The 23,135-nt window shown below is 44.6% G+C and carries 19 protein-coding genes and 1 tRNA gene; 13 read left to right on the plus strand and 7 right to left on the minus strand.

Annotated elements, in window-relative coordinates; translation table 11 throughout:
- The first annotated feature begins 254 nt into the window (after window positions 1-254).
- The 4 genes from L2W36_RS01700 (at window position 255) to L2W36_RS01715 (ending at window position 6,759) form a co-directional block, all read left to right on the plus strand.
- Window positions 255-905 carry a LuxR C-terminal-related transcriptional regulator gene (locus L2W36_RS01700; RefSeq protein WP_236109175.1) on the plus strand — a complete coding sequence of 217 codons (651 nt, stop codon included), beginning with the start codon at window positions 255-257 and terminating at the stop codon, window positions 903-905.
- A 175-nt stretch (window positions 906-1,080) separates the two neighbouring features.
- The gene (gene galU / locus L2W36_RS01705) at window positions 1,081-1,950 is read left to right on the plus strand and encodes a UTP--glucose-1-phosphate uridylyltransferase GalU (RefSeq protein ID WP_006070978.1); all 870 of its coding nucleotides are present in this window, start codon (window positions 1,081-1,083) and stop codon (window positions 1,948-1,950) included.
- Between the two features lie 158 nt (window positions 1,951-2,108).
- The gene (gene uvrA / locus L2W36_RS01710; RefSeq protein ID WP_006070977.1) at window positions 2,109-4,937 is read left to right on the plus strand and encodes an excinuclease ABC subunit UvrA; all 2,829 of its coding nucleotides are present in this window, start codon (window positions 2,109-2,111) and stop codon (window positions 4,935-4,937) included.
- Between the two features lie 70 nt (window positions 4,938-5,007).
- Window positions 5,008-6,759, plus strand: a complete 1,752-nt coding sequence (locus L2W36_RS01715; RefSeq protein WP_236109176.1) for a PglL family O-oligosaccharyltransferase — start codon at window positions 5,008-5,010, stop codon at window positions 6,757-6,759.
- 54 nt (window positions 6,760-6,813) lie between these two features.
- On the opposite strand, the gene L2W36_RS01720 is transcribed toward L2W36_RS01715, so the two are convergent.
- Both L2W36_RS01720 and L2W36_RS01725 read right to left on the minus strand, forming a co-directional pair.
- Window positions 6,814-7,416: a general secretion pathway protein GspB gene (locus L2W36_RS01720; protein WP_236109177.1), complete on the minus strand. Its 603-nt coding sequence runs from the start codon at window positions 7,414-7,416 to the stop codon at window positions 6,814-6,816.
- Complete coding sequence (locus L2W36_RS01725; RefSeq protein WP_236109178.1) at window positions 7,413-9,077, minus strand: AAA family ATPase; 1,665 nt, start codon at window positions 9,075-9,077, stop codon at window positions 7,413-7,415. The genes L2W36_RS01720 and L2W36_RS01725 overlap by 4 nt, the downstream gene beginning before the upstream one ends.
- Window positions 9,078-9,163: 86 nt before the next feature.
- Between L2W36_RS01725 and L2W36_RS01730 the strand changes: the two genes are divergently transcribed.
- Window positions 9,164-10,390 (plus strand): multifunctional CCA addition/repair protein, encoded by a 1,227-nt coding sequence (locus L2W36_RS01730; RefSeq protein WP_236109179.1) that lies wholly within the window; start codon window positions 9,164-9,166, stop codon window positions 10,388-10,390.
- A gap of 11 nt (window positions 10,391-10,401) precedes the next feature.
- Here L2W36_RS01730 and L2W36_RS01735 read toward each other — a convergent pair whose 3' ends face one another.
- From L2W36_RS01735 to folB, 3 genes are read right to left on the minus strand one after another with little or no spacing between them, the layout of a single operon-like run.
- On the minus strand, window positions 10,402-11,205 hold the full coding sequence (locus L2W36_RS01735) for an undecaprenyl-diphosphate phosphatase (RefSeq protein WP_038229107.1): 804 nt from the start codon (window positions 11,203-11,205) through the stop codon (window positions 10,402-10,404).
- 13 nt (window positions 11,206-11,218) lie between these two features.
- Window positions 11,219-11,701, minus strand: coding sequence for a 2-amino-4-hydroxy-6-hydroxymethyldihydropteridine diphosphokinase (gene folK / locus L2W36_RS01740; protein ID WP_198557296.1), 483 nt, complete (start codon window positions 11,699-11,701; stop codon window positions 11,219-11,221).
- Complete coding sequence (gene folB, locus L2W36_RS01745; RefSeq protein WP_006070968.1) at window positions 11,698-12,057, minus strand: dihydroneopterin aldolase; 360 nt, start codon at window positions 12,055-12,057, stop codon at window positions 11,698-11,700. The genes folK and folB overlap by 4 nt, the downstream gene beginning before the upstream one ends.
- A gap of 105 nt (window positions 12,058-12,162) precedes the next feature.
- Here folB and plsY point away from each other — a divergent pair, with 105 nt between their 5' ends.
- Complete coding sequence (plsY, locus tag L2W36_RS01750; protein ID WP_006070966.1) at window positions 12,163-12,759, plus strand: glycerol-3-phosphate 1-O-acyltransferase PlsY; 597 nt, start codon at window positions 12,163-12,165, stop codon at window positions 12,757-12,759.
- Between the two features lie 77 nt (window positions 12,760-12,836).
- Here the strand turns inward: plsY and L2W36_RS01755 are convergent, their stop codons facing one another.
- Both L2W36_RS01755 and tsaD read right to left on the minus strand, forming a co-directional pair.
- Window positions 12,837-13,649 (minus strand): alpha/beta fold hydrolase, encoded by an 813-nt coding sequence (locus tag L2W36_RS01755; protein ID WP_124940607.1) that lies wholly within the window; start codon window positions 13,647-13,649, stop codon window positions 12,837-12,839.
- 111 nt (window positions 13,650-13,760) lie between these two features.
- Window positions 13,761-14,780, minus strand: a complete 1,020-nt coding sequence (gene tsaD / locus L2W36_RS01760; RefSeq protein WP_038229098.1) for a tRNA (adenosine(37)-N6)-threonylcarbamoyltransferase complex transferase subunit TsaD — start codon at window positions 14,778-14,780, stop codon at window positions 13,761-13,763.
- Window positions 14,781-15,022: 242 nt separating this feature from the next.
- Between tsaD and rpsU the strand changes: the two genes are divergently transcribed.
- The 7 genes from rpsU (at window position 15,023) to L2W36_RS01795 (ending at window position 23,040) form a co-directional block, all read left to right on the plus strand.
- On the plus strand, window positions 15,023-15,238 hold the full coding sequence (rpsU, locus tag L2W36_RS01765; protein WP_001145625.1) for a 30S ribosomal protein S21: 216 nt from the start codon (window positions 15,023-15,025) through the stop codon (window positions 15,236-15,238).
- A gap of 26 nt (window positions 15,239-15,264) precedes the next feature.
- On the plus strand, window positions 15,265-15,708 hold the full coding sequence (locus L2W36_RS01770; RefSeq protein ID WP_006075067.1) for a GatB/YqeY domain-containing protein: 444 nt from the start codon (window positions 15,265-15,267) through the stop codon (window positions 15,706-15,708).
- Window positions 15,709-15,789: 81 nt separating this feature from the next.
- Entirely contained in the window at window positions 15,790-17,556 is a 1,767-nt protein-coding gene (dnaG, locus tag L2W36_RS01775) for a DNA primase (protein WP_006075066.1), read from the plus strand.
- Between the two features lie 100 nt (window positions 17,557-17,656).
- Window positions 17,657-19,507: an RNA polymerase sigma factor RpoD gene (gene rpoD / locus L2W36_RS01780; RefSeq protein ID WP_006075065.1), complete on the plus strand. Its 1,851-nt coding sequence runs from the start codon at window positions 17,657-17,659 to the stop codon at window positions 19,505-19,507.
- Between the two features lie 141 nt (window positions 19,508-19,648).
- Window positions 19,649-19,724, plus strand: a tRNA-Ile gene (locus tag L2W36_RS01785).
- A gap of 241 nt (window positions 19,725-19,965) precedes the next feature.
- Window positions 19,966-20,661, plus strand: coding sequence for a VC0807 family protein (locus L2W36_RS01790; protein ID WP_006075064.1), 696 nt, complete (start codon window positions 19,966-19,968; stop codon window positions 20,659-20,661).
- Between the two features lie 696 nt (window positions 20,662-21,357).
- A complete protein-coding gene (locus L2W36_RS01795; protein WP_038229092.1) occupies window positions 21,358-23,040 on the plus strand; it encodes an ABC transporter substrate-binding protein in 1,683 nt (560 codons plus the stop codon).
- The last annotated feature ends 95 nt before the right edge of the window (window positions 23,041-23,135 follow it).

Genomic DNA, 23,135 nt, shown 5'->3' on the forward strand with positions numbered 1-23,135 from the left:
CTCCGTAACCACAGTGTGTTTCAAATTAGCCCAGTAGGATAACACGAACCACTGGTACCGCAACAGCGCTTATCCTGAGGATACCAAAATAACCCCTTTCCCCTCGTTATTACGAGCGAAGCAAACAATGATAAACTTTATATTTATATCAATTACTTAGATAGTTTTAAGTCACTCTCAAACTACTTTTTTATCACTAGAACATAAACTACATACTCGTCAACATGCATAAAAACCACCAGTAAAAGTGTGCTATGAGAAGAAATAATTACCAACGCGTCATTCAACATGTCACTCTTAATCAAGAGGACTCAGTTACCAAAAGGGTAAAGCGCTTATCCCATCTAAGTATTAATGCTATTGAAGCCATCACTCCTCAGGATCTACTTTCAACCACCTCCGGTTCTCGTAATCGTATTTTGCTCTTTGATTACGAAGAATCCTTAGATCTTTTCCAACAAGTGTTAAACCTGCCTTTAGCAAGCAAAAATTTTGAGACCGTACTGATCAATGTTCCGCATCGGCTAACGACCGAGGAGATCCTTAGATATGGTCATATCAAAGGGCTCTTTTACAGCCACGAAGACGCTAAGAAAATCGTGATTGGTTTAGGAGAAATCATTAACGGCAAAAACTGGCTACCTCGAGAGGTAACCAGCCAACTGTTACATCACTATCGCCATGTGGTCTCAGCAAACACCTCTCCCACTGTGGTGGATTTGACAGCCAGAGAAATCGAGATTCTGCGGTGTCTGCAATCGGGAGCCAGCAACTTACAAATATCTGAAGACCTATTTATTACTGAATCCACAGTAAAATCCCATCTTTATCAGATATTTAGAAAACTTTCGGTAAAAAACCGCCTACAAGCGATAGCTTGGGCTAATCAAAACCTTCTCTCCTAACAATATATACAATACACGTTCTTCTAAGTAGAGAGTTCGCTATGAGTTTTCACCGCAAAACAGAGCGAACTCTGACACATTTCTACTGTCATAAACTAACGATACTATGTAGACTTAGGTCCAATCGCCCGTCAGTGGCAACAAATTAAAACGAATAAAGATAAAGGGTTTTATCATGATCAAGAAGTGCCTATTCCCGGCAGCTGGTTACGGAACTCGCTTCCTACCCGCCACAAAATCTATGCCTAAAGAAATGATGCCAGTGGTTAACAAACCACTGATTGAATACGGTGTGGAAGAAGCCATTCAAGCGGGAATGGACGGAATGTGTATTGTTACAGGTCGTGGTAAACACTCCATCATGGATCACTTCGATAAAAACTACGAGCTTGAACACCAAATTAGTGGCACTAATAAAGAAGAGCTTCTTGTTGATATTCGCGACATCATTGATTCAGCACAATTCACCTACATTCGCCAACGTGAAATGAAGGGCCTCGGCCATGCAATTTTGACTGGTCGTGAGCTTGTAGGTGACGAACCATTTGCCGTCGTTCTAGCGGACGACCTTTGTGTTAACGAAGATCAAGGTGTACTGGCTCAAATGGTCGCGCTCTACAAGCAGTTCCGCTGCTCAATCGTTGCGGTTCAAGAAGTTCCTGAAGATGAAACGCACAAATACGGTGTTATCTCTGGCGAAATGATTAAAGACGATCTTTTCCGTGTAGATGATATGGTTGAAAAGCCGGAGCAAGGCACAGCGCCTAGCAACCTAGCGATCATTGGTCGTTATATTCTGACTCCAGATATTTTCGAGCTAATTGAACAGACAGAACCTGGCAAAGGCGGTGAAATCCAAATCACTGACGCCTTGCTTAAACAAGCAAAAGCTGGCTGCGTTTTGGCCTACAAATTTAAAGGTCAACGTTTTGACTGCGGCAGCGTAGAAGGCTATATCGAAGCAACGAACTACTGCTTTGAGAATCTTTACCTAAAAGATGAGAAAACTGCAGAGCTTGGCAAACACGCTACGAAGAAAGCGTAATCCTTGAGCTCAAAGAATAAACGGTAAGCCGTAGCGCCACTTTCATCGAGAAGTGGCGCTTTTTACGTTTATGGACCTGTTTTTTTATCCAGTATTTCTTTGCACAAACTTCACACTATGTAATACTTGTCACACTAAGTATTACATGAGTGGCAACAATGGATAAGATCGAAGTTAGGGGTGCTCGAACCCATAACCTAAAAAACGTCAATCTGACAATTCCTCGCGACAAACTGACCGTTATCACTGGCCTTTCGGGCTCAGGTAAGTCTTCACTTGCCTTTGATACTCTGTACGCAGAGGGGCAACGTCGTTATGTGGAATCCTTATCCGCTTATGCAAGACAGTTTTTATCCTTGATGGAGAAGCCTGATGTTGACCACATCGAAGGCTTGTCTCCAGCCATATCTATTGAGCAAAAGTCCACCTCGCATAACCCTCGCTCAACTGTAGGTACCATCACAGAAGTCTATGACTACTTGCGCTTGCTGTATGCTCGAGTGGGCGAGCCACGCTGCCCAGAACACAAAACACCATTAGCCGCACAAACCGTTAGCCAAATGGTTGATAAAGTTCTAGAGCTACCGGAAGGCTCTAAAATGATGTTACTAGCTCCAATTGTTAAGGAGCGTAAAGGTGAGCATGTTAAAACTCTAGAAAACCTCTCAGCTCAAGGTTTTATTCGCGCCCGTATTGACGGAGAAACCTGCGATCTTTCAGATCCACCGACACTTGAGTTGCATAAAAAGCACACCATTGAAGTGGTTGTCGACCGCTTTAAAGTTCGAGATAACTTACAGCAGCGTCTTGCCGAATCTTTTGAAACCGCGCTAGAACTCTCAGGTGGCATCGTCGGTGTTGCTTGGATGGATGAACCAGAAAAAGAGGACATCATCTTTTCTGCCAATTTTGCTTGCCCTTACTGTGGTTATAGTTTGCAAGAGCTTGAGCCTCGCCTGTTTTCGTTTAACAATCCTGCAGGTGCCTGCCACACGTGTGATGGTTTAGGAGTCCAGCAATACTTCGATCCAGCACGAGTCGTGATGGATGAAGATCTGAGCATTGCTGAAGGTGCGATTCGCGGTTGGGATCAGAAGAACTATTACTACTTCCAAATGCTGACCTCACTGGCCAAGCACTACGACTTTGACTTATACGCGCCCTTTAAATCTCTGCCCAAAAAGATCAAAGATGTGGTACTTACAGGCTCAGGTCGCACAGAGGTGGAATTTAACTACGTTAACGATCGCGGTGATATCCGCGTGAAACGCCATCCATTTGAAGGGATCCTAAATACCCTTGAGCGTCGTTATCGTGATACTGAATCTAACTCAGTGCGTGAAGACCTCGCGAAGTATATCTCGACAAAATCCTGTGGTTCTTGTGGCGGTACTCGTCTGCGTGAAGAAGCTCGTAATGTCTTTATTGCTGATACCACATTGCCAGAAATCGTCGAAATGAGCATCAGTGGTGCCATGGACTTTTTCCGATCATTAGAGCTTGAGGGACAACGTGCCCAAATAGCAGAGAAGGTCATGAAAGAGATCAATGATCGTCTGCACTTCCTCGTTAATGTCGGCCTTAACTACCTAAACCTGTCACGCAGTGCCGAAACGCTTTCAGGCGGGGAAGCGCAGCGTATCCGCTTGGCAAGTCAAATTGGAGCGGGTCTAGTCGGGGTAATGTACGTTCTCGATGAGCCTTCTATTGGTCTCCACCAGCGCGATAATGAACGTCTTCTCAATACGCTAACGCACTTAAGAGATCTAGGTAACACCGTATTGGTTGTTGAACACGACGAAGACGCTATCCGAACGGCAGACCATGTCATTGATATTGGCCCTGGTGCAGGCGTACATGGTGGTTCTGTAGTAGCTGAAGGTACTATTGAGGACATTATCCAATCAGAAGAATCACTAACCGGTCAGTACCTAAGCGGGAAACGAGAAATCGCGATTCCTCAACAGCGTACACCAATGGATGCTAAGAAGGTGGTGAAGCTGCAGGGTGCAACAGGCAATAACCTTAAGAATGTCGATTTAACTATTCCAGTTGGTCTATTTAGCTGTATTACTGGTGTTTCCGGTTCAGGTAAATCCACCCTGATTAATGATACCTTCTTTAAGATAGCGCACACTCAGCTCAATGGAGCGACAACTGCCGAACCATCCCCTTATAAGAAGATTGAAGGTTTAGAGCATTTCGATAAAGTGATCGATATTGACCAAAGTCCAATAGGTCGTACACCCCGCTCTAACCCTGCTACTTATACTGGTATCTTCACCCCCATTCGCGAACTGTTTGCAGGCACTCAAGAGTCACGCTCTCGTGGCTACAAACCTGGTCGCTTTAGCTTCAATGTTCGCGGCGGCCGCTGTGAAGCATGTCAAGGTGACGGCGTTATCAAAGTAGAGATGCACTTTTTACCTGATGTATACGTGCCTTGTGACGTATGTAAAGGGAAGCGTTATAACCGTGAAACGTTAGAAGTTCGCTACAAAGGCAAGACCATTGATGAAGTGCTACAAATGACTGTAGAAGATGCTCGTGAGTTCTTCGATCCGGTTCCTGTAATTGCTAGAAAACTACAAACCTTAATGGACGTAGGTCTTTCGTACATTCGTCTCGGTCAAGCTGCGACGACACTTTCAGGTGGTGAAGCTCAGCGGGTTAAACTGGCTAGAGAACTCTCTAAACGTGATACGGGTAAAACACTCTATATCTTAGATGAGCCAACAACCGGTCTGCACTTCCACGATATAGAGCTACTCTTGTCCGTTCTTCATCGTCTGCGTGACCATGGCAATACCGTCGTGGTTATCGAGCACAACCTTGATGTCATTAAAACTTCTGACTGGATCATCGATTTAGGGCCAGAAGGTGGACAAGGAGGAGGAGAAATTATCGCTCAAGGCACCCCAGAAAATGTGTCTCAAGTCGAAGGTTCTCACACAGCACGCTTCCTAAAACCTATGCTAAAAGGTTAAATTAGGGCATCTTAGAAGAGTGACGTATGGTTACGTCACTCTCTTTCTTGTTCATTAACTAGTAGCAAGCATGGCAATTATTCATACCAACGGTACAGAACTGGCTGAAAACCGAGTTCGTCCCCCGCTCAATCGAAAATTCATGGCCGCTATGGCGATGCTTTATCTCATCGCGACACATGTTTTCTGGCCAAATCCAGGCGGCTTAGGGCTTGCACTTACCTTCAATAACACAGCATGGATTGCATTTAGCGTCGCTTTAGCTATTGGGCTTTATCAACTCGGTAGCAACCAAATATTGCGTTACAGCAAACTTACTATTGGTTTGTTGCTATCTTGTATTCTGTTAAGTACTCCACTGTTCTACAGCAAGCCCGACATAATTTCCGTCGCTCCTCGCTTTATTGCTCTGTGGAGTGGCATGTTGTTGTTCATTGTTTTGCAGCAGTTTCAGTTCACCAATAAGCAGAAACAACGGTTTCTGTGGTTAGTTGTCCTAGCGGCTCTGATTGAGTCTGCGATTGGCTATGGCCAGTATTTCTTGCTGTCCGATGATAATTTCATGGGATATGACGTAGTCATTAACCGGCCCTACGGCATCTTCCAACAGCCTAATGTGATGGCGAGCTTTCTCGCTACCGCTCTGGTTCTATCTGGTTATCTGCTCGCACGTCAACGACATAAATATAATTGGCACATCAGCGATGTCTCCATCTTATATTTAACACCCGTAATTACCTTACCTCTAATTGTCGTTTTAGGCTCAAGAACCGGCTGGCTAGGTGCACTAATCGGAACATTGCTGCTTATCCCTTATCTGTACCGACACTCGACTAGGAAGCGCTTTCGAGGCTGGACTTTTGCTAGTTTAGCTGGCGTAGCATTGGGACTTTTTCTTGGGTTTGGGAACACCAGTAGCCAAAACCTTATCGAACAAAAAGCCAGCTTTACCGACATTCGTGCAACGATTTACAGCCAGTCCATAGATATGCTGATCGAGAAGCCATTTACTGGCTATGGATTAGGAAAATTTGAACCTGAGTACATGGTGTATACGGCTCGACAGCACCAGCTCAACAACCATTTTTCTGCTGGGGTACCTGCTCTAGATCACCCACAGAACGAATTGTTGTTTTGGGGAATTGAGGGGGGATTGCTGCCGATTTTAGGCATTTTGCTCGCGGCTCTTTTCGTCCTAAGCCGAATTTACACCGCTAAACCTGGGACACGCTTGGCTATATTCGCTCTATTCCTACCCATTGTTCTGCACAGTCAATTGGAGTATCCGTTTTATCATTCATTGATACACTGGATTACCTTTATCATCCTGATTTATTGGGTAGATCAACGTACGCCTCGATTAAAACAAGCTTCTTTATCCGGTGTAACTAAGACACTGACACGAGTGATGTCTCTTTTGATACCAATTTTGGTTACCACCTATATGGTTGCGTCTTTGCATACCAATTATGTATTAAACAGGTTTGAAAAATCTGACCCAGTCGACGCCACCATCTTAGAGAAAGTCAGTAACCCCATGGCATGGCAAGATCGTTATGACTGGGATGTCTATAGCACTTATCTAAAGCTCGGGTTACGCACTGGCGATAAAACGCTTATTCAACCTTATATTGACTGGTCTGTGGATATTATCCGTCACAAGCCACGTCCTGCCTTTTATCGTAATCTCATATTGGCTTACCAAGGGATAGGAGATACGAGTAAAGCTCAGCAAGTAAAAACCGAAGCGGAGTATCTGTTCCCTTATCAACAGTTTGAGCTAGTTGCTACCGAACCAGTACAGGCGAAGTCTCAGCTATAAACTAGATACGCTCAATGACTAAGAAAACGGGATGCTACTTTAGCGTCCCGTTTTTTATCCACCCCATTCATATAGAGCAGGAATATCAATGATATCGTTATCAAAGCGAATCGTAATAAACTGAGGTTCTATAGCGAGTAGTTGGATGTTATTCAGCCTATCTCCCTCTTTTAACTCCTGGCCGTTGATTTTGACCCAACGTCGCTGAGCGTCAGACGAATACATATGAGTTTGTAAGTTCAAGGCAGGCAGACGTCCACGATAACGAGCTTGATTATCTTCTAGAGCAATATGATCTGAATTACTTGGTATTAAAGAAGGTTCTGTCTTATTGATGGCAGATGCAACCTTGCGAGCAATCTCAGGGTCTAAACCACTCAGATCTAAGTTCTCTAAATCAAAAGGCTGTTCTGAAACTGTGTTGGTATCTGGCACAACGTCAATAGGTGAACTAGCACTCGTTGTGTTTGCGACTTGAGTGACCTGAGTCGTAGTAACGGGCACGCTTACTTGCGGCAACGGTTTAAGCTCCGAAAAATCAGGGTATGCCAAAATAGAATATGGTTTGCTTAGTTGTTGTGAGTCCTCAGGTGCATTCTGAGAGGCCATTGTACCGATAGATACGAGGACCAAACTACTCCAGATTAGAGACTTCATAGTGACCCCTCTTGGTTCTGTTTAGCTTCGATAGAAGGAGGGTTATTCTGGGTTAACAGCTCCAATTTACGTAACGTATTACGCCCAGCTATGCCATCAACATCAATATTCTGCCAACGCTGAAAGATTTCCACTTTGCGCTTTAGTGCTTCATCGAAAATATCGCTACCAGAAGGTGTACCTCCAAGCACTTTTGACAGTTTTTCATCCAATAACCGAACTTGCGCTCCCTGTTGATTTAATCGGAGCGTCGTTTGCAGTTCACGTTGCCAGATAGAGTAGTATTCACCAGTCCATAACTGCTCAAGCCATGACTTCGGCAAAGAGATACGTTGCTGACCATTCAGTACTTGCACTTGGTCGTCTGAAACTTGATACAGCACCACATAGCTTTGTTGTCCATCCAAATACAGAGACATCACAACGGGCAGATTCTGTTGTTCTATCTGAGACAAGGTACCTAAATACTTTTGGCACTCAAAACTACTGCTCGGTGACTCTTCGCACATGCCATCAAGTACGCCTGCTTTATAGCCCCAAACCGCGTAAAGCTCTTGAATCGCCGATATTTTATCTTTTCGTTTAAACAAATCTTGCAGTAGCTCTTTAGGATAAGGTTCTGCAACATTGTTAACAGGTAATATCACTTCTTGGGAGGGAGTGTTTGAGGTACTGACTGGCTCAGCAACAAGCTGTTGGTTTGATAATGATGACAACCACGCTAATCCTTCGGCGCCTTTCCAGTACAGCCCCCCTGCAATCGCAATACCTAGTAGCGCAGGCATTGCATACGTCGACAATAACTCTGACAAACCACCACTTGTATTTTGCACCGAATGTCCTACACCAGGAGCTTGGAACGAAAGAATGTCCTCACAAGCGCTTTGTGCCAAGGACTTAGATACTTGTTTCTCGCCTGAGTGATAAGCATACTGCAACGCTTTATCACCGATGAGGTTAATCAAACGCGGAATACCCTGACTGGCTTTATTCATCACAGCGATAGCCCCCTTCGAAAACAGCGAAGTGTCACCGCCAGCCGTCGACAAACGAAACTCTATATATTGGCGAGTCTCCCCTTCCGTAAGCGGCAATAGGTGATAACGTCCGGTGATTCGTTGGGCCAATTGACGTAATTGGGTTGTACGCAGTTTGTCTTGCAACTCAGGTTGACCAATCAACAACACTTTCAGTAACTTATGATCATCCGTTTCAAGATTAGTCAACAGTCGCAACTGCTCAAGAACTTCCGCAGAGAGATGCTGCGCTTCATCGATTACAAGCAGCGTATTAATACCTTGTTGGTCATTATCGATAAGATACTGGTATATGGCTTGACTGAGCTGTTTTAAGGAGGCCTTTTCAGGGTAACTAAGAGAAAACTCATCGCAAATAGCTTCAAGCAGATCTTGACTCGAAAAGGTTGGATTTAGGATCAATCCAGATGCTGTTTTATCATCCAGTGACGCTAACATAGCTTTGGCTACAGTGGTTTTTCCCGTCCCAACTTCCCCCGTTAACATGGCAAATCCACCACCTTGTCCGAGACCGGCTTGAAGATGCTGCATTGCTTCTCGATGTCGCTGACTCAAGAATAAATAACGAGAGCTCGGTACTATTGAAAAAGGCACCTCGTAAAAGCCAAAATAATCCTTATACATCCATTCAACCTTACAATATCAGTCAAAGCAAAGTACCATTGAGCTAGATGAATGCCAACGGCTAAGTACGAAAAAGGGGAGCCAATTTGCAAGTCTATCTTGTTGGGGGCGCAGTGCGCGACCAATTACTAAAACTTGAGGTCTACGACAAAGATTGGGTCGTGGTTGGTGCAACTCCTGAGCAAATGTTGGCTGACGGCTTTCAAGCTGTAGGCAAAGAGTTTCCCGTCTTCTTACATCCTAAATCGAAACAGGAGCATGCACTCGCTCGCACTGAGCGCAAAGCTGGTAAAGGCTACACTGGTTTCGAATGCTTTTCATCGCCCGATGTCACTCTAGAGCAGGACTTAATGCGCCGTGACCTTACCATCAACGCCATGGCACAAGATGATTCAGGGCGTATTATTGACCCCTACAACGGACAACAAGACTTAAAAGATAAAGTACTACGTCATGTATCACCGGCATTCGTTGAAGATCCGCTTAGAGTATTACGTGTCGCTCGTTTCGCCGCCAAGCTTAGACATCTAGGGTTTACGGTCGCTCTAGAAACCATGGATTTAATGAAATCAATCGTTAACGATGGAGAGTTGCAACACTTAACCGCCGAACGAGTCTGGCAAGAGTGGCACAAATCACTGACTACTCGTCATCCTGAGGTATTTTTAGATGTACTTCGTTCCTGCGGTGCTCTTGCGGTTGTTTTGCCAGAATTAGACGCACTGTTTGGTGTTCCGCAACCTGAAAAGTGGCATCCTGAGATCGATACAGGCATACACACGCTGATGGTTGCGCAGCAAGCCGCATTGCTAAGCACATCGCCAATTGTCCGTTTTGCCGCTCAAGTCCATGACCTCGGAAAAGCTCTAACGCCAGCAGAAGAGTGGCCAAGCCATAAGCTTCATACACACACTGGGCAAAAAGCTATAAAGTCTCTTTGTAGTCGTGTACGTGTGCCTAATGAGTACCGTGATTTAGCTGTTGCGGTTTGTGCTCAGCACTCCAACGTTCATCGCGCGGCCGAACTAAGGCCGGCAACCTTCATTAAGATTTTTGGTCAACTCGATGTGTGGCGTAAGCCCGAGAAATTACAGCAAGTTTTGATGTGCTGTGAAGCCGACCATAAAGGACGAAAAGGACTGGAGAGTAACCCGTATCCACAAGCCGAACGTTTCATGCAAGCCTACCAAGCGGCAATCAGTGTGGAAGTACAAGACATCATAGCAGATGGTTTTAAAGGTCAAGCGATTAAAGAAGAACTGGATAAGCGTCGTGTTAAAGCCGTAGAACAAAGCCTAAGCCTTAAGACTTAGGCTTTGTCGCCTTAGCTCATCAGTAGAAACGCAAATAGGCCTACACCTAAAATCAATCGATAGATCACAAATGGTGTCATACCCATTCTTGAAATCAGTTTTAGGAAAAAGTGAATACAAATGTAGGCGCTAATAAAAGACACTATGATGCCAGTCAGTAGGAAACCAACATGAATGGGCTCAGAACCTGTCACCAGTTTTAGACCAAGGTAAGCACCAGCTAAAGTGATGATTGGGATAGACATCAGAAACGAGAAACGCGCTGCCGCTTCGCGAGTAAATCCGAGATACAGCGCCGCGGTGATGGTCGCACCAGAGCGAGAAGTACCAGGTATGATCGCCAAAGCTTGTGCTAAGCCAATAAATAACGCTTTCTTCCACCCCGCTTGGTATTCATCGTCTGCTAACTTGGAGTTTTTATCCACCCACCAAAGCAACAAGCCAAACACAATTGTCGTTGTTGCAATCACATAAGCACTGCGCAAATACAGTTCCACGATGTCCTTCATCAGCAAACCAAATATACACGCTGGGATAGTTGCTAGGACTATCATCCAAGCCAACTTCGCCTCTTTGCTACGCTCCCCTTTGAAAATAGAGCCGAATAGCGCGCCAAACAGGGTAACCACTTCCTTGCGGAAATAGATAACCACCGCAGCTAACGTACCCACGTGTACTGCCACATCAAAGGCTAAGCCTTGGTCTTCCCATCCTAAAACCGCTGAAGGCAAAATCAGGTGAGCCGAACTTGAGATAGGCAAAAACTCAGTAAGCCCCTGAATTAGCGCCAATATAAAGGCTTCAAAGTAACTCATTATTAACTACCAACTAAAATTGAAAATCGATTCTTCTTAAAGCCACAGGAGCTGGAATCGCCGCTAAGATCTGACAGAGTGAACGCTCATCATTTGGAATGACCAAATCTGGAGCAAGATCATACAGAGGTTGTGTTACAAATGAATATTTAAAAATGTCTTCACGTGGAACAAGCGGTTTTTTTTGTGAGATTTCATTTCCAAACAACAGGATATCGAGATCTATGGTGCGATTTTGAAACTTAGCCGCGTCAATATCTCGCCCCCACTTTACTTCGATCTCTTTCAGAGCTGCACTAAACTCAACCAAGTTCAGCGATGTATCTAAACGAACCACCATGTTGTAGAAATCATTACCAGAGAAACCAAAAGATTCACAAGCATACACCGGTGACATCTTTAAGTTACTAGCGATGAGCGATAGCTCTTGGCACGCAGCGCGAATGTGTTTTTCACGATCCACATTAGAGCCCACACCAATAAAGGCAGTAATCATGCCTCGCCTCTTTCGATGACAACACCAACACTTTTGGCCTGTGGTACTGCACCCGGTTTCGCTAAACGAATTTTCACCCAAGGCACTGAAAATTGAGTTTGAATTAACTCAGCAATTTCTTCAGCAACTCTTTCTACCAGCAGAAAACGACCGTTTTCAATATGGTTGAGTACGGCTTCGCTCACCTTTGAGTAATCTAATGCATCAATGACATCGTCGCTTTTTCCAGCTGGAGCATTGTCGTGAGCCATCTCAATATCTAATATAAGCTTTTGTTTTATTTCTTGTTCCCAGTCATAAACACCAATAGTAGTAATGACTTCAAGCTGTTCTATAAATACTTTATCCAATGCCATGATTTGTCCTTTATTAGAGGTCGGATACCCATTTGTCGGGAAAAAACGTACTATTTTCGATATGATATCAGTCCCCTTAGATAATTTCTTGCGAAAAGGTGCCTAATGACCCCGTTAGCGTTTGCTATGATCATCGCAGCTTACTTACTTGGTTCAGTCTCAAGTGCAGTGCTGATCTGTCGTTTGCTGCGATTACCCGATCCAAGAACAGTAGGCTCAAATAACCCAGGCGCTACCAATGTGCTTCGTATCGGAGGCAAAGGGGCTGCGGTGGGTGTACTATTGTGCGATATGCTCAAAGGTACAATTCCGGTTTGGAGTGGCTACTATCTGGGGATAGACCCTGTCATTCTTGGTGTCATTGCGATTGCTGCGTGTCTTGGGCACATGTACCCTATTTTCTTTCACTTCAAAGGCGGAAAAGGAGTGGCGACCGCACTTGGTGCAATTGCACCTATCGGCTGGGATCTCACCGGACTTATCACTGGCACTTGGCTACTGGTTGCTGTGATCTTTCGTTATTCGTCCTTAGCGGCCATAGTCACTGTTTTGCTTGCACCAGTTTACACTTGGATGGCAAGACCACTCTTTACGCTTCCTGTTGCTATGTTGAGCTGTCTTATTTTACTAAGGCATCACCAGAACATTCGCCGACTGTTTGATGGAAGTGAACCCAAGCTTGGTAAGAAAAAAATCACTTAGTTTTCAGTAACTAAAAATCAAAAAGTGGCGCCAACTGGCACCACTAAATACTATTCGAGCATGGATAGCTATTACTGCTAGCTATGCTGAGCTAAGAACTCTGTCAGCATGGCAGTCACGTATTCTGGCTGCTCTAAATTACTGATATGACCGGCTTCTGGGATCACGTTGATCGCACTGCCAGAAATCAGATCATTCATCAAATACGATTCAAGTACCGGACGTGGCTTATCTTCTGCTCCGACTGCGACTAGAGCAGGTAGCGCGAATTTCTCAATTTCATCGCACAAATCACGTCGACCGAAGACCATACGACCAATCCGTGCAACTTCAACCGCTCTGTCACCGCTTAATGCAGACAACTTAGCTTCAAAACCATCAACAAGATCAGCATTAACCTGTTTGGCATTATTGGCGAAGAACAGTGGTACCACTGCTTCAACAATTGGTGCTGGCACGGCTTTAAGCTCGGTGATCGTTGCTAGCATGGCGAAATATTTAGCATGAGCAACTTCAGGCTCTAGACCTACAAACGTGTCCATAAGGACTAAGCTCTTGACTCTCGCTGGTGCTAATGCGGTTAGCTCTGCGCCCCACATCCCGCCAACGGACAAACCAACGATAGAAAACTCATCAATTTCAAGCTCATCCATTAACGCTAAGAGATGTTGCGCGTAATCTTTAAGATTCGACATCGAAGTTGGCGCTGCCTCGGACTCGCCATGTGCCCAAAGGTCTGGAACAATACAGCGATAGTGTTGGCTTAGCGCTTCTACTTGAGGTTGCCACATAGCACTGTCCCACAAATAGCTATGACCAAAAAGAACTACTGGTCCTTGACCCACATCTTGATATGCCATGGTTTGGCCATCAACCTTGAATTGTTTCATATTCGTTCATTCCCTATGTTTTTTAACAGGTTAACACAGATAGTAAGTCACAAACTTTCGCTGTTTTGTTAAAATATGTCGTTAAAAAAGGCCACCTAAGTGACCTTTTCTTTACGCTTTAATCGGCTTTAGTTGGTCAATTGGCCAACGTGGCGTAGCTTCTACTGAGAGCTCAGCGGCTTCACCATTTTTCAGTCGCTGCATACCTGCATAAGCTATCATGGCACCATTATCGGTACAAAATTCAGTACGAGGATAATAGACTTCGCCTCCAATTTTGTTCGCGAGGGTTTCAAGCTCTTGACGCAAGAATTTGTTAGCACTCACTCCACCGGCAATAACAATACGCTTCATACCAGTTTGTTTTAGAGCACGCTTGCATTTAATTGCCAGTGTATCGCACACCGCTTCTTGGAATGCATAAGCGATATCTGCACGGGTTTGTTCACTATCATCATTGGCGGCGATTGTATTCGCAGCAAAAGTCTTCAAACCAGAGAAACTCATATCCAAACCTGGACGATCCGTCATTGGGCGCGGGAACTTAAATCGACCCGGTGTGCCTTTGTCAGCTAATTTAGACAACAAAGGTCCGCCTGGATAATCCAACCCCATCAATTTAGCGGTCTTATCAAAGGCTTCACCCGCAGCATCATCAATAGACTCACCAAGGATCTGATATTCACCAATGCCTTTTACTTCAACGATCATACTGTGGCCACCAGAGACCAAAAGCGCAATAAATGGAAATGGCGGTGGGTTGTCCTCTAACATTGGAGCAAGCAGGTGGCCTTCCATATGATGTACAGGAATAGCCGGAACCCCCCACGCGTACGCCATGCTTCGACCAATCGTAGTACCTACTAATAGTGCACCAACCAGACCCGGACCAGCGGTATACGCGACACCATCAATATCTTTTGGTGTTAAATTCGCTTCCGCTAATGCAGCTTTGATCAACGGGATCGTTTTTTTAACATGATCACGAGACGCCAGTTCAGGAACCACACCACCATAATCGGCGTGCAGTTTCACTTGGCTATATAGTTGATGCGAAAGCAATCCTTTCTCATCGTCATAGATTGCGATGCCAGTTTCATCACAAGAGGTTTCAATACCTAAAATGCGCATATTGTTCTCGACATATTTCGAAATTGGCGCAATATTACCTCGTCATTGGCTCTCAAACAAATTTTGTACAAGAGATAGACGACAAAGTACTTTACAAAGCCCATCTGATCGGATTAAAATTCCGCACCATTTTTGATCTAGCTGGTTTATCGCTTAGAACTAAGAACTTCGATAGGAACGTCTTAGACCTAACAAACAAGCGCCAGCATTAATGAATAGTTAACCCCTGAGGTGAAAGGCATATGCCAGTAGTTAAAGTACGTGAAAACGAACCGTTCGACGTTGCACTACGTCGTTTCAAGCGCTCTTGCGAAAAAGCAGGTATCCTTTCTGAAGTGCGTCGTCGTGAGCACTATGAAAAACCAACTACAGTTCGCAAACGCGCTAAAGCAGCAGCTCAAAAGCGTCACGCTAAGAAGCTAGCTCGCGAAAACGCTCGTCGCGTTCGCCTGTACTAATAACTAGGTCCAATAGGATTTAAGTTATGGCTCTGATTGATAAACTCAAAGACGAGCAAAAACTAGCGATGAAAGCCAAGGACAAACCGCGCCTTGGCACTATTCGTTTAGCTTTAGCCGCCATTAAGCAACGTGAAGTTGACGAACAGATTACTCTGGGCGAAGACGACATTCTTGCTGTGCTGACTAAAATGGTTAAACAACGTCGCGACTCTGTTACGCAATTTGAAGCAGCTGGTCGTCAAGACCTTGCTGAAGCTGAGCAAGCTGAAATTGCCGTACTTGAGGACTTTATGCCTCAACCGCTGACTGACGAGGAAGTATCTGCACTGATTGAAAGTGCGATTACCGAATCTGGTGCTGCGGGCATGCAAGACATGGGTAAGGTAATGGGTGTGCTTAAGCCACAAATTCAAGGCCGTGCAGATATGGGTAAAGTAAGTGGTCTAGTTCGCGCTAAACTCGCTTAATCTCCCAATCAAATTGCAGCAAGCCGTGCTATCCTTTGGAACGCACGGCTTGTTTGTATCTCACTCTCGTAAAAAGGTTTTATGGCAGGAATTATCCCTCGTAGCTTTATTGATGATCTGTTGGCTCGTCTCGATATAGTCGACATCATTGATGCGCGCGTAAAACTGAAAAAACAAGGTAAGAACTACGGTGCTTGCTGCCCTTTCCATAACGAGAAAACACCGTCATTTAGTGTTAGCCAAGAGAAACAGTTCTATCATTGTTTTGGCTGTGGTGTACACGGTAATGCGATTGACTTTCTTATGGAATATGAACGCCTTGAGTTCGTTGAGGCGATCGAAGAGCTGGCCGCTTCACTTGGGTTAGATGTCCCTCGTGAACAACGTAATGGCAGCTCAGGCAATTTTTCCAAAGGGCCTACAGCCAATAGTGAGCAGAAACGATCTTTGTACGATCTCATGGGTACGATCGGACAGTACTACCGAGATCAGCTTAAAGTTTCATCAAATAAAGCCGCTATAGAGTACTTAAAGGGTCGTGGACTCTCTGGAGAAATTGTCCAAAAGTTTGGCATTGGTTATGTGCCTGACGAGTGGGACAGTGTTCGAAAGAACTTCGGTCAACAGAAAGCTACCCAAGACATGTTGGTGTCCGGCGGTATGCTAATTGAGAACGACAAAGGTAACCGATACGACCGATTTAGAGGACGTATCATGTTCCCAATCCGCGATAGGCGCGGAAGAGTAATTGGGTTTGGCGGACGCGTTCTTGGTAACGACACGCCTAAGTATCTCAACTCACCCGAAACACCGATTTTCCATAAAGGTAAAGAGCTGTACGGCCTTTATGAAGTGTTGCAGGCGTATAGAGAGCCGCCACAAGTCTTGGTTGTTGAAGGCTATATGGACGTTGTTGCCTTAGCTCAATACGGTGTTGATTACTCCGTCGCCTCACTTGGCACATCGACCACAGGCGATCACCTTCAGGTCTTGTTTCGTCAAACAAGCACCGTGGTGTGCTGTTACGACGGTGACCGAGCGGGACGAGATGCAGCATGGCGCGCCATGGAAAATGCTTTGCCGTATCTAAACGATGGCCGACAACTAAAATTTATGTTTTTGCCGGATGGCGAGGATCCCGATTCCTTCATTCGTCAAAACGGTAAAGAGGCATTTGAAACTGAAGTACAAAATGCAATGCCTCTCTCTGACTTTATGTTCTCCTCGCTAATGCAGCAGGTAGATAGTCGAACAAAAGAAGGAATGGCGAAGCTTAGTACGCTAGCCGTTCCACTCATCGATAAAGTGCCAGGTGGAACCCTGCGTCTATACTTGAGAGAACTTCTCGGACGCAAACTTGGGCTTGTTGATGAAAGGCAGCTTCAGCAACTAATTGACCGACAAGGCCAACAAGAAACGCGAGCTCAGCCTCATAAAGAGATTAAACGCACACCAATGCGTGAAGTGATAGCTCTCCTTTTGCAAAATCCGAGCTATGCTGAAATGGTACCTGACCTCTCAACGGTAAGAGATTTATCATTACCGGGGTTGAATTTATTCGTGGAAGTGGTTGATAAATGTCAAGCGCATCCCCATATGACTACAGGCCAGTTATTAGAACAATGGCGTGGTAGCAACAATGAGGCACTTCTGTCTCGTCTCGCAAGTTGGGTTATTCCACTTGACGACGACAATCAAGAAGACGTATTTATCGATTCATTGGACAAGATATTGTCTCAGTGCATCGAAAAACAAATTGAAAACCTGCAGGCCAAAGAAAGAAGTGTCGGCTTATCAGTCGAAGAAAAACGGGAGCTGCTAGCCTTGATGCTAGACTTAAAAGCGTAACCCAATTCAGTTAGTCAGCAATGAATAAATTTGTTAATATTAGTGGTTTGCATTTCGCATACTAAAATTCCTTCACCAGATCTTAAGTTGGATATCGTCTATGGACCAAAATCCGCAGTCACAGCTAAAATTACTTGTCATTAAGGGCAAGGAACAAGGCTATCTGACCTACGCAGAAGTAAATGACCACCTACCTGAAGAAATCGTCGATTCTGAACAGGTAGAAGATATTATTCAGATGATTAATGACATGGGTATTAAGGTAGTAGAAACTGCTCCTGATGCTGATGACCTTGCTCTGAATGATGACAACAACATCACTGATGAAGATGCTGCCGAAGCTGCTGCAGCGGCACTTTCAAGTGTAGAAAGTGAAATCGGCCGTACAACTGACCCAGTGCGCATGTACATGCGTGAAATGGGTACCGTTGAGCTATTGACTCGCGAAGGCGAGATCGACATTGCGAAACGTATTGAAGACGGTATCAACCAAGTTCAAAGCTCTGTAGCTGAATACCCAGGCACTATCCCTTATATTCTTGAACAGTTTGACAAGGTTCAAGCTGAAGAGCTTCGCCTTACCGACGTAATCACAGGCTTCGTCGATCCAAACGAAGAAGAAACGACAGCGCCAACGGCGACTCACATCGGTTCCGAGCTTTCTGAAGCAGATCTGGAAGACGAAGACGACGAAGACGTTGATGAAGATGACGATAGTGAGGAAGAGGAAGAAGATACAGGTATCGACCCTGAACTTGCTCTAGAGAAGTTCACAGCGCTTCGCAATAGCTATCAAGACCTTCAACTGGTTATCAACGAATATGGTTACGACAGCCCACAGGTGGCTAAGTCACATGAGTTGGTCCAAGAAGTCTTTAAAGAATTCCGTCTGACACCAAAACAATTTGATCACCTAGTGAACGAATTGCGCACTTCTATGGATCGTGTACGTACTCAAGAGCGTCTGATCATGCGTCAAGCTGTTGAATACGGCAAGATGCCTAAGAAGTCTTTCATTGCTGTCTTTACTGGTAATGAGTCAAGTGAAGCTTGGCTAGATGAAGTACTTGCCTCTGACAAGCCTTACGCAGAGAAAATCAAACGTTACGAAGATGACATTCGTCGTTCGATTCAAAAACTAGACATCATTGAAGAAGAAACATCGCTTTCTGTTCAAAACATCAAAGACATCAGTCGTCGTATGTCTATCGGTGAAGCGAAAGCTCGTCGTGCGAAGAAAGAGATGGTTGAAGCGAACTTACGTCTCGTAATTTCGATTGCTAAAAAGTACACCAACCGCGGTCTACAGTTCTTGGATCTGATCCAAGAAGGTAACATCGGTCTAATGAAAGCAGTAGATAAGTTTGAATATCGCCGTGGTTATAAGTTCTCAACTTATGCGACATGGTGGATCCGTCAGGCAATCACTCGCTCTATCGCAGACCAAGCGCGTACAATCCGTATTCCAGTGCATATGATCGAAACGATCAACAAGCTGAACCGTATTTCTCGCCAAATGCTTCAAGAAATGGGCCGTGAGCCTCTTCCAGAAGAATTGGCAGAACGTATGCAAATGCCGGAAGATAAGATTCGTAAAGTACTAAAAATCGCTAAAGAGCCTATCTCTATGGAGACGCCAATTGGTGACGACGAAGATTCGCATCTAGGTGATTTCATTGAGGATACTACTCTAGAGCTGCCTGTTGATTCTGCAACAATGACTAGCCTACGAGTGGCAACTAAAGACGTGCTAGCAGGTCTTACTCCTCGTGAAGCAAAAGTATTACGCATGCGTTTCGGTATCGATATGAACACTGACCACACTCTAGAAGAAGTGGGTAAACAGTTCGACGTAACGCGTGAGCGTATCCGTCAGATCGAAGCGAAAGCACTACGTAAACTGCGTCACCCAAGCCGCTCAGAGACCCTGCGCAGCTTCCTTGACGAGTAATTCGTAAGCAATTTAGCAAAAAGGTGAGCACTAGCTCACCTTTTTTGTTTTATGCGGTTTAAGTGATTAAAAAGCAAGCGCAATTACCCCTTATTGTGTCTAGACACCCAGCGTCCCTTCCCCTATAATCATCCACCTATCGGCCCCTTAGCTCAGTGGTTAGAGCAGTCGACTCATAATCGATTGGTCCGCAGTTCAAGTCTGCGAGGGGCCACCAAATTTAGAGAAGGCGCATGGAGAAATCCATGCGCCTTTTTCGTTTTTCAGTCGTACTAAACAATTACTACTAGCACTCAATACGCTAAGCGAGTAACGTTATCAAATGAGCATCGAAACCCTGCTAGTTAATATATCGTTACATAACTTCACCAGTTAACGCTTTACACTTGCTTCTTGGCGTTGAACACTGCCTTGCAACGTGTAGTTAGCAGTCAATAAAGTAGAGTCTGAAAGATATTATGAATAACACGACGGCTAAAAAGTCGAATCCCCTATTTGAAATCCTATTTAACGTTTTCATCCCGTCCTTCATTTTGATGAAATTTAGCGGTGATGAACACCTAGGGACGACCATGGCGTTGGTTGTCGCTTTACTCTTCCCTGTCGTGTACGGTGGCATGGACCTAATCCGCAACAATAAGTTTAACTTTATCGCTGCGCTAGGCTTCGTGAGCGTGCTATTGACCGGTGGTATAGGCCTATTAGAACTAGACACGCGCTGGTTGGCCTTTAAAGAAGCCCTGATTCCTGGCCTAATCGGTTTAGCGGTACTAGGCTCAACGTTTACTCGTTACCCATTCATGCAAAAGATGATTTTGAATGACAGCGTGTTTAATCTGTCATTAATCAAACAGCGCTTGAATGAGAATGGTAATACCGAAGGCTTCGAACGTTGCTTAGTCTCCTCAAACTACTTATTTGCGAGTACTTTTGCTTTTTCCTCAGCGATGAACTATTTCTTAGCAACATGGATTGTTACCAGCCCAGCAGGAACACCAGCGTTTAACGAGGAGCTTGGTAAGCTCACACTATATAGCTACCCTATCATCGCAATTCCAAGTATGTTGATGATGGTTGGTATCTTCTACTACCTGTGGCGCCAAATCAGACAAATGACGTCATTAGAAACCGAGCAGATCTTCCATAGCGAATAATTCTCCAACGCCTGAGAGCAGTTTTTCTCTCAGGCACATCCACACAAACTTTCCCTCACATACAGAAGCTGTCCTCTGCTGTTCGAAAATTCTCTCTGTTAGTGTTACTTAAGTCTTCAGTGCTCACTTCAATCTAAAGCATCTTTTGACGCAAAACACTTAATTTTCTCGCCGTAAATTAAGTATTAAAAAACACATTAATCAAATCTAATTGAGTGTATTCGTCGCGATAATGGAGGCCAAAAGAACGGATTATTCATCAATTTGCGATAGTAATCACAACAAATAGCTCACTCAATTTTCCATTAAAAATTAACGTTTAAATTCACCTAGTGATCATAGTCACAGCAAATCTAAAACTGAATTCAAGGCTTTATAAATAAAGATACACCTGGTTTGTAATCACTAACAAACTCTGTTTTTACCACTTAAAAATGTGATGTTTACCCACCACCAAATTTGTTCAAAAAACACTCATTGCCATCGATTTTTGACGTTTTTGACGTGTCAAAATACTATTTTGACGTTTTTAACGGGAACAGTAATTGATAAATTATCTTTTAAGGTGTTTTCTTAATAACGCCTAAGGCCTACAGGCCACTCTTTAGAACACATGTTAAGAGGTAGGCTTTAGCACAATGTGAGGAAGGTAGGCTTACCTTCCAGTGAAACAAAAGCAAATAGTAAGGAATAGCTATGCTTGCGCATATTAAAAAAACAGCACTAGCGACAGCAATTATCGCAACCTCAGTAACAGGCTTTAGCTCTGTTACCGTCGCAGCGGAACGCAGCGAACTGACCATCCACCCGAAAGAGTTCAACACTTTTGTACGCAACTTTAACCCTTATCTGGGTGCGACCAACCTACACACTACAACAGATTTCCTATTCGAACCTTTAGTTGTTTTCAACGAAATGCATGGCAACAAACCAGTGTTCCGTTTGGCTGAAGGCTTCAAAATGTCTGATGACCTAAAAACAGTGACCTTTGATATCCGTAAAGGTGTGAAATGGTCTGACGGCGAAACATTCGACGCCGATGATGTTCTATTCTCATTCAATCTAGTGCAGAAAAATCCAGCACTAGACCAAAGCGGCATCAACTCTTGGGTGGAGAAAGTTGAAAAGCTGAATGACTACCAAGTGAAGTTCTATCTAACAGAAGCAAACTCTAACGTCCCATACGAGATTGTTAAAGTGCCAGTGGTTCCTGAGCACGTGTGGAAAGACGTTAAAGATCCAACGACCTTCACTAACGAAAATCCTGTAGGTTCTGGTCCATTTACTGAGATCGATACATTCACTCCACAGCTATACGTTCAATGTCGTAATCCTAACTACTGGGACAACGACAACCTAGAGGTTGATTGTCTGCGTGTTCCACAGATTGCTAACAACGACCAGTTCCTAGGCAAAGTTGTTAACTCAGAAATGGATTGGACATCATCGTTCATTCCTGACATTGACCGCACTTATGCTGCCGCTTCTCCAAACCATCAATACTGGTATCCACCAGCGGGTACACAAGCATTTGTTGTTAACTTCAAAAACCATGATGCTGCGAAAAAAGAAGCCCTTACTAACGTCGACTTCCGCCGTGCATTCTCGATGGCTCTTGACCGTCAAACTATCATCGACATCGCCTTCTATGGCGGCGGTACTGTGAATGACTTCGCTTCTGGCCTTGGCTACGCATTCGCCACTTGGTCTGACGAAGCGATTCACAATAAATACAAAGGCTACAACAGCTACGATGTTGACGGTGCAAAAGCATTGCTAGAAAAAGCAGGCTTTAAAGATGTGAATGGCGATGGCTTTGTAGACACTCCATCAGGTAAATCATTTGAGCTCTTTATCCAATCACCTAACGGCTGGACAGACTTTAACAACACGGTTCAACTTGCTGTAGAGCAACTAGCTGAAGCGGGCATCAAAGCCAAAGCTCGTACGCCTGATTTCTCTGTTTATAATCAAGCAATGTTAGAAGGTAACTACGACGTCGCTTATACCAACTACTTCCACGGTGCAGATCCATACACGTATTGGAACTCTGGTTATAACTCAACGCTTCAAGCTGGTGACGGTATGCCTCGCTTTGCAATGCACTTCTATAAAAATGCTGAGCTAGATAACTTGCTAAATAGCTTCTACAAGACGGCAGATAAAGATGAGCAGCTAGAAATTGCTCATGGCATCCAGAAGATCATTGCTCAAGACCAAGTCACTATTCCAGTGATGTCAGGTGCTTACATGTACCAATACAACACCACTCGTTTTGCGGGTTGGTGGAACGAGCAAAATCCTAAAGGTCGTCCAAATATCTGGGCAGGTATTCCAGAGCGTCTATTACACGTACTGGACCTAAAACCAGTTAAGTAAACACAAACTAAAAGCGGTACATCCGTGCCGCTTTCTTCCCTTTTCTATGTCTATTTGATGTTTGGCGCTCGTCGTCAGGGGATTGCTCGTCTCTA

It is taken from the genome of Vibrio sp. McD22-P3 (genome assembly GCF_021568915.1).
Taxonomy (GTDB): Bacteria; Pseudomonadota; Gammaproteobacteria; order Enterobacterales; family Vibrionaceae; genus Vibrio; species Vibrio mediterranei.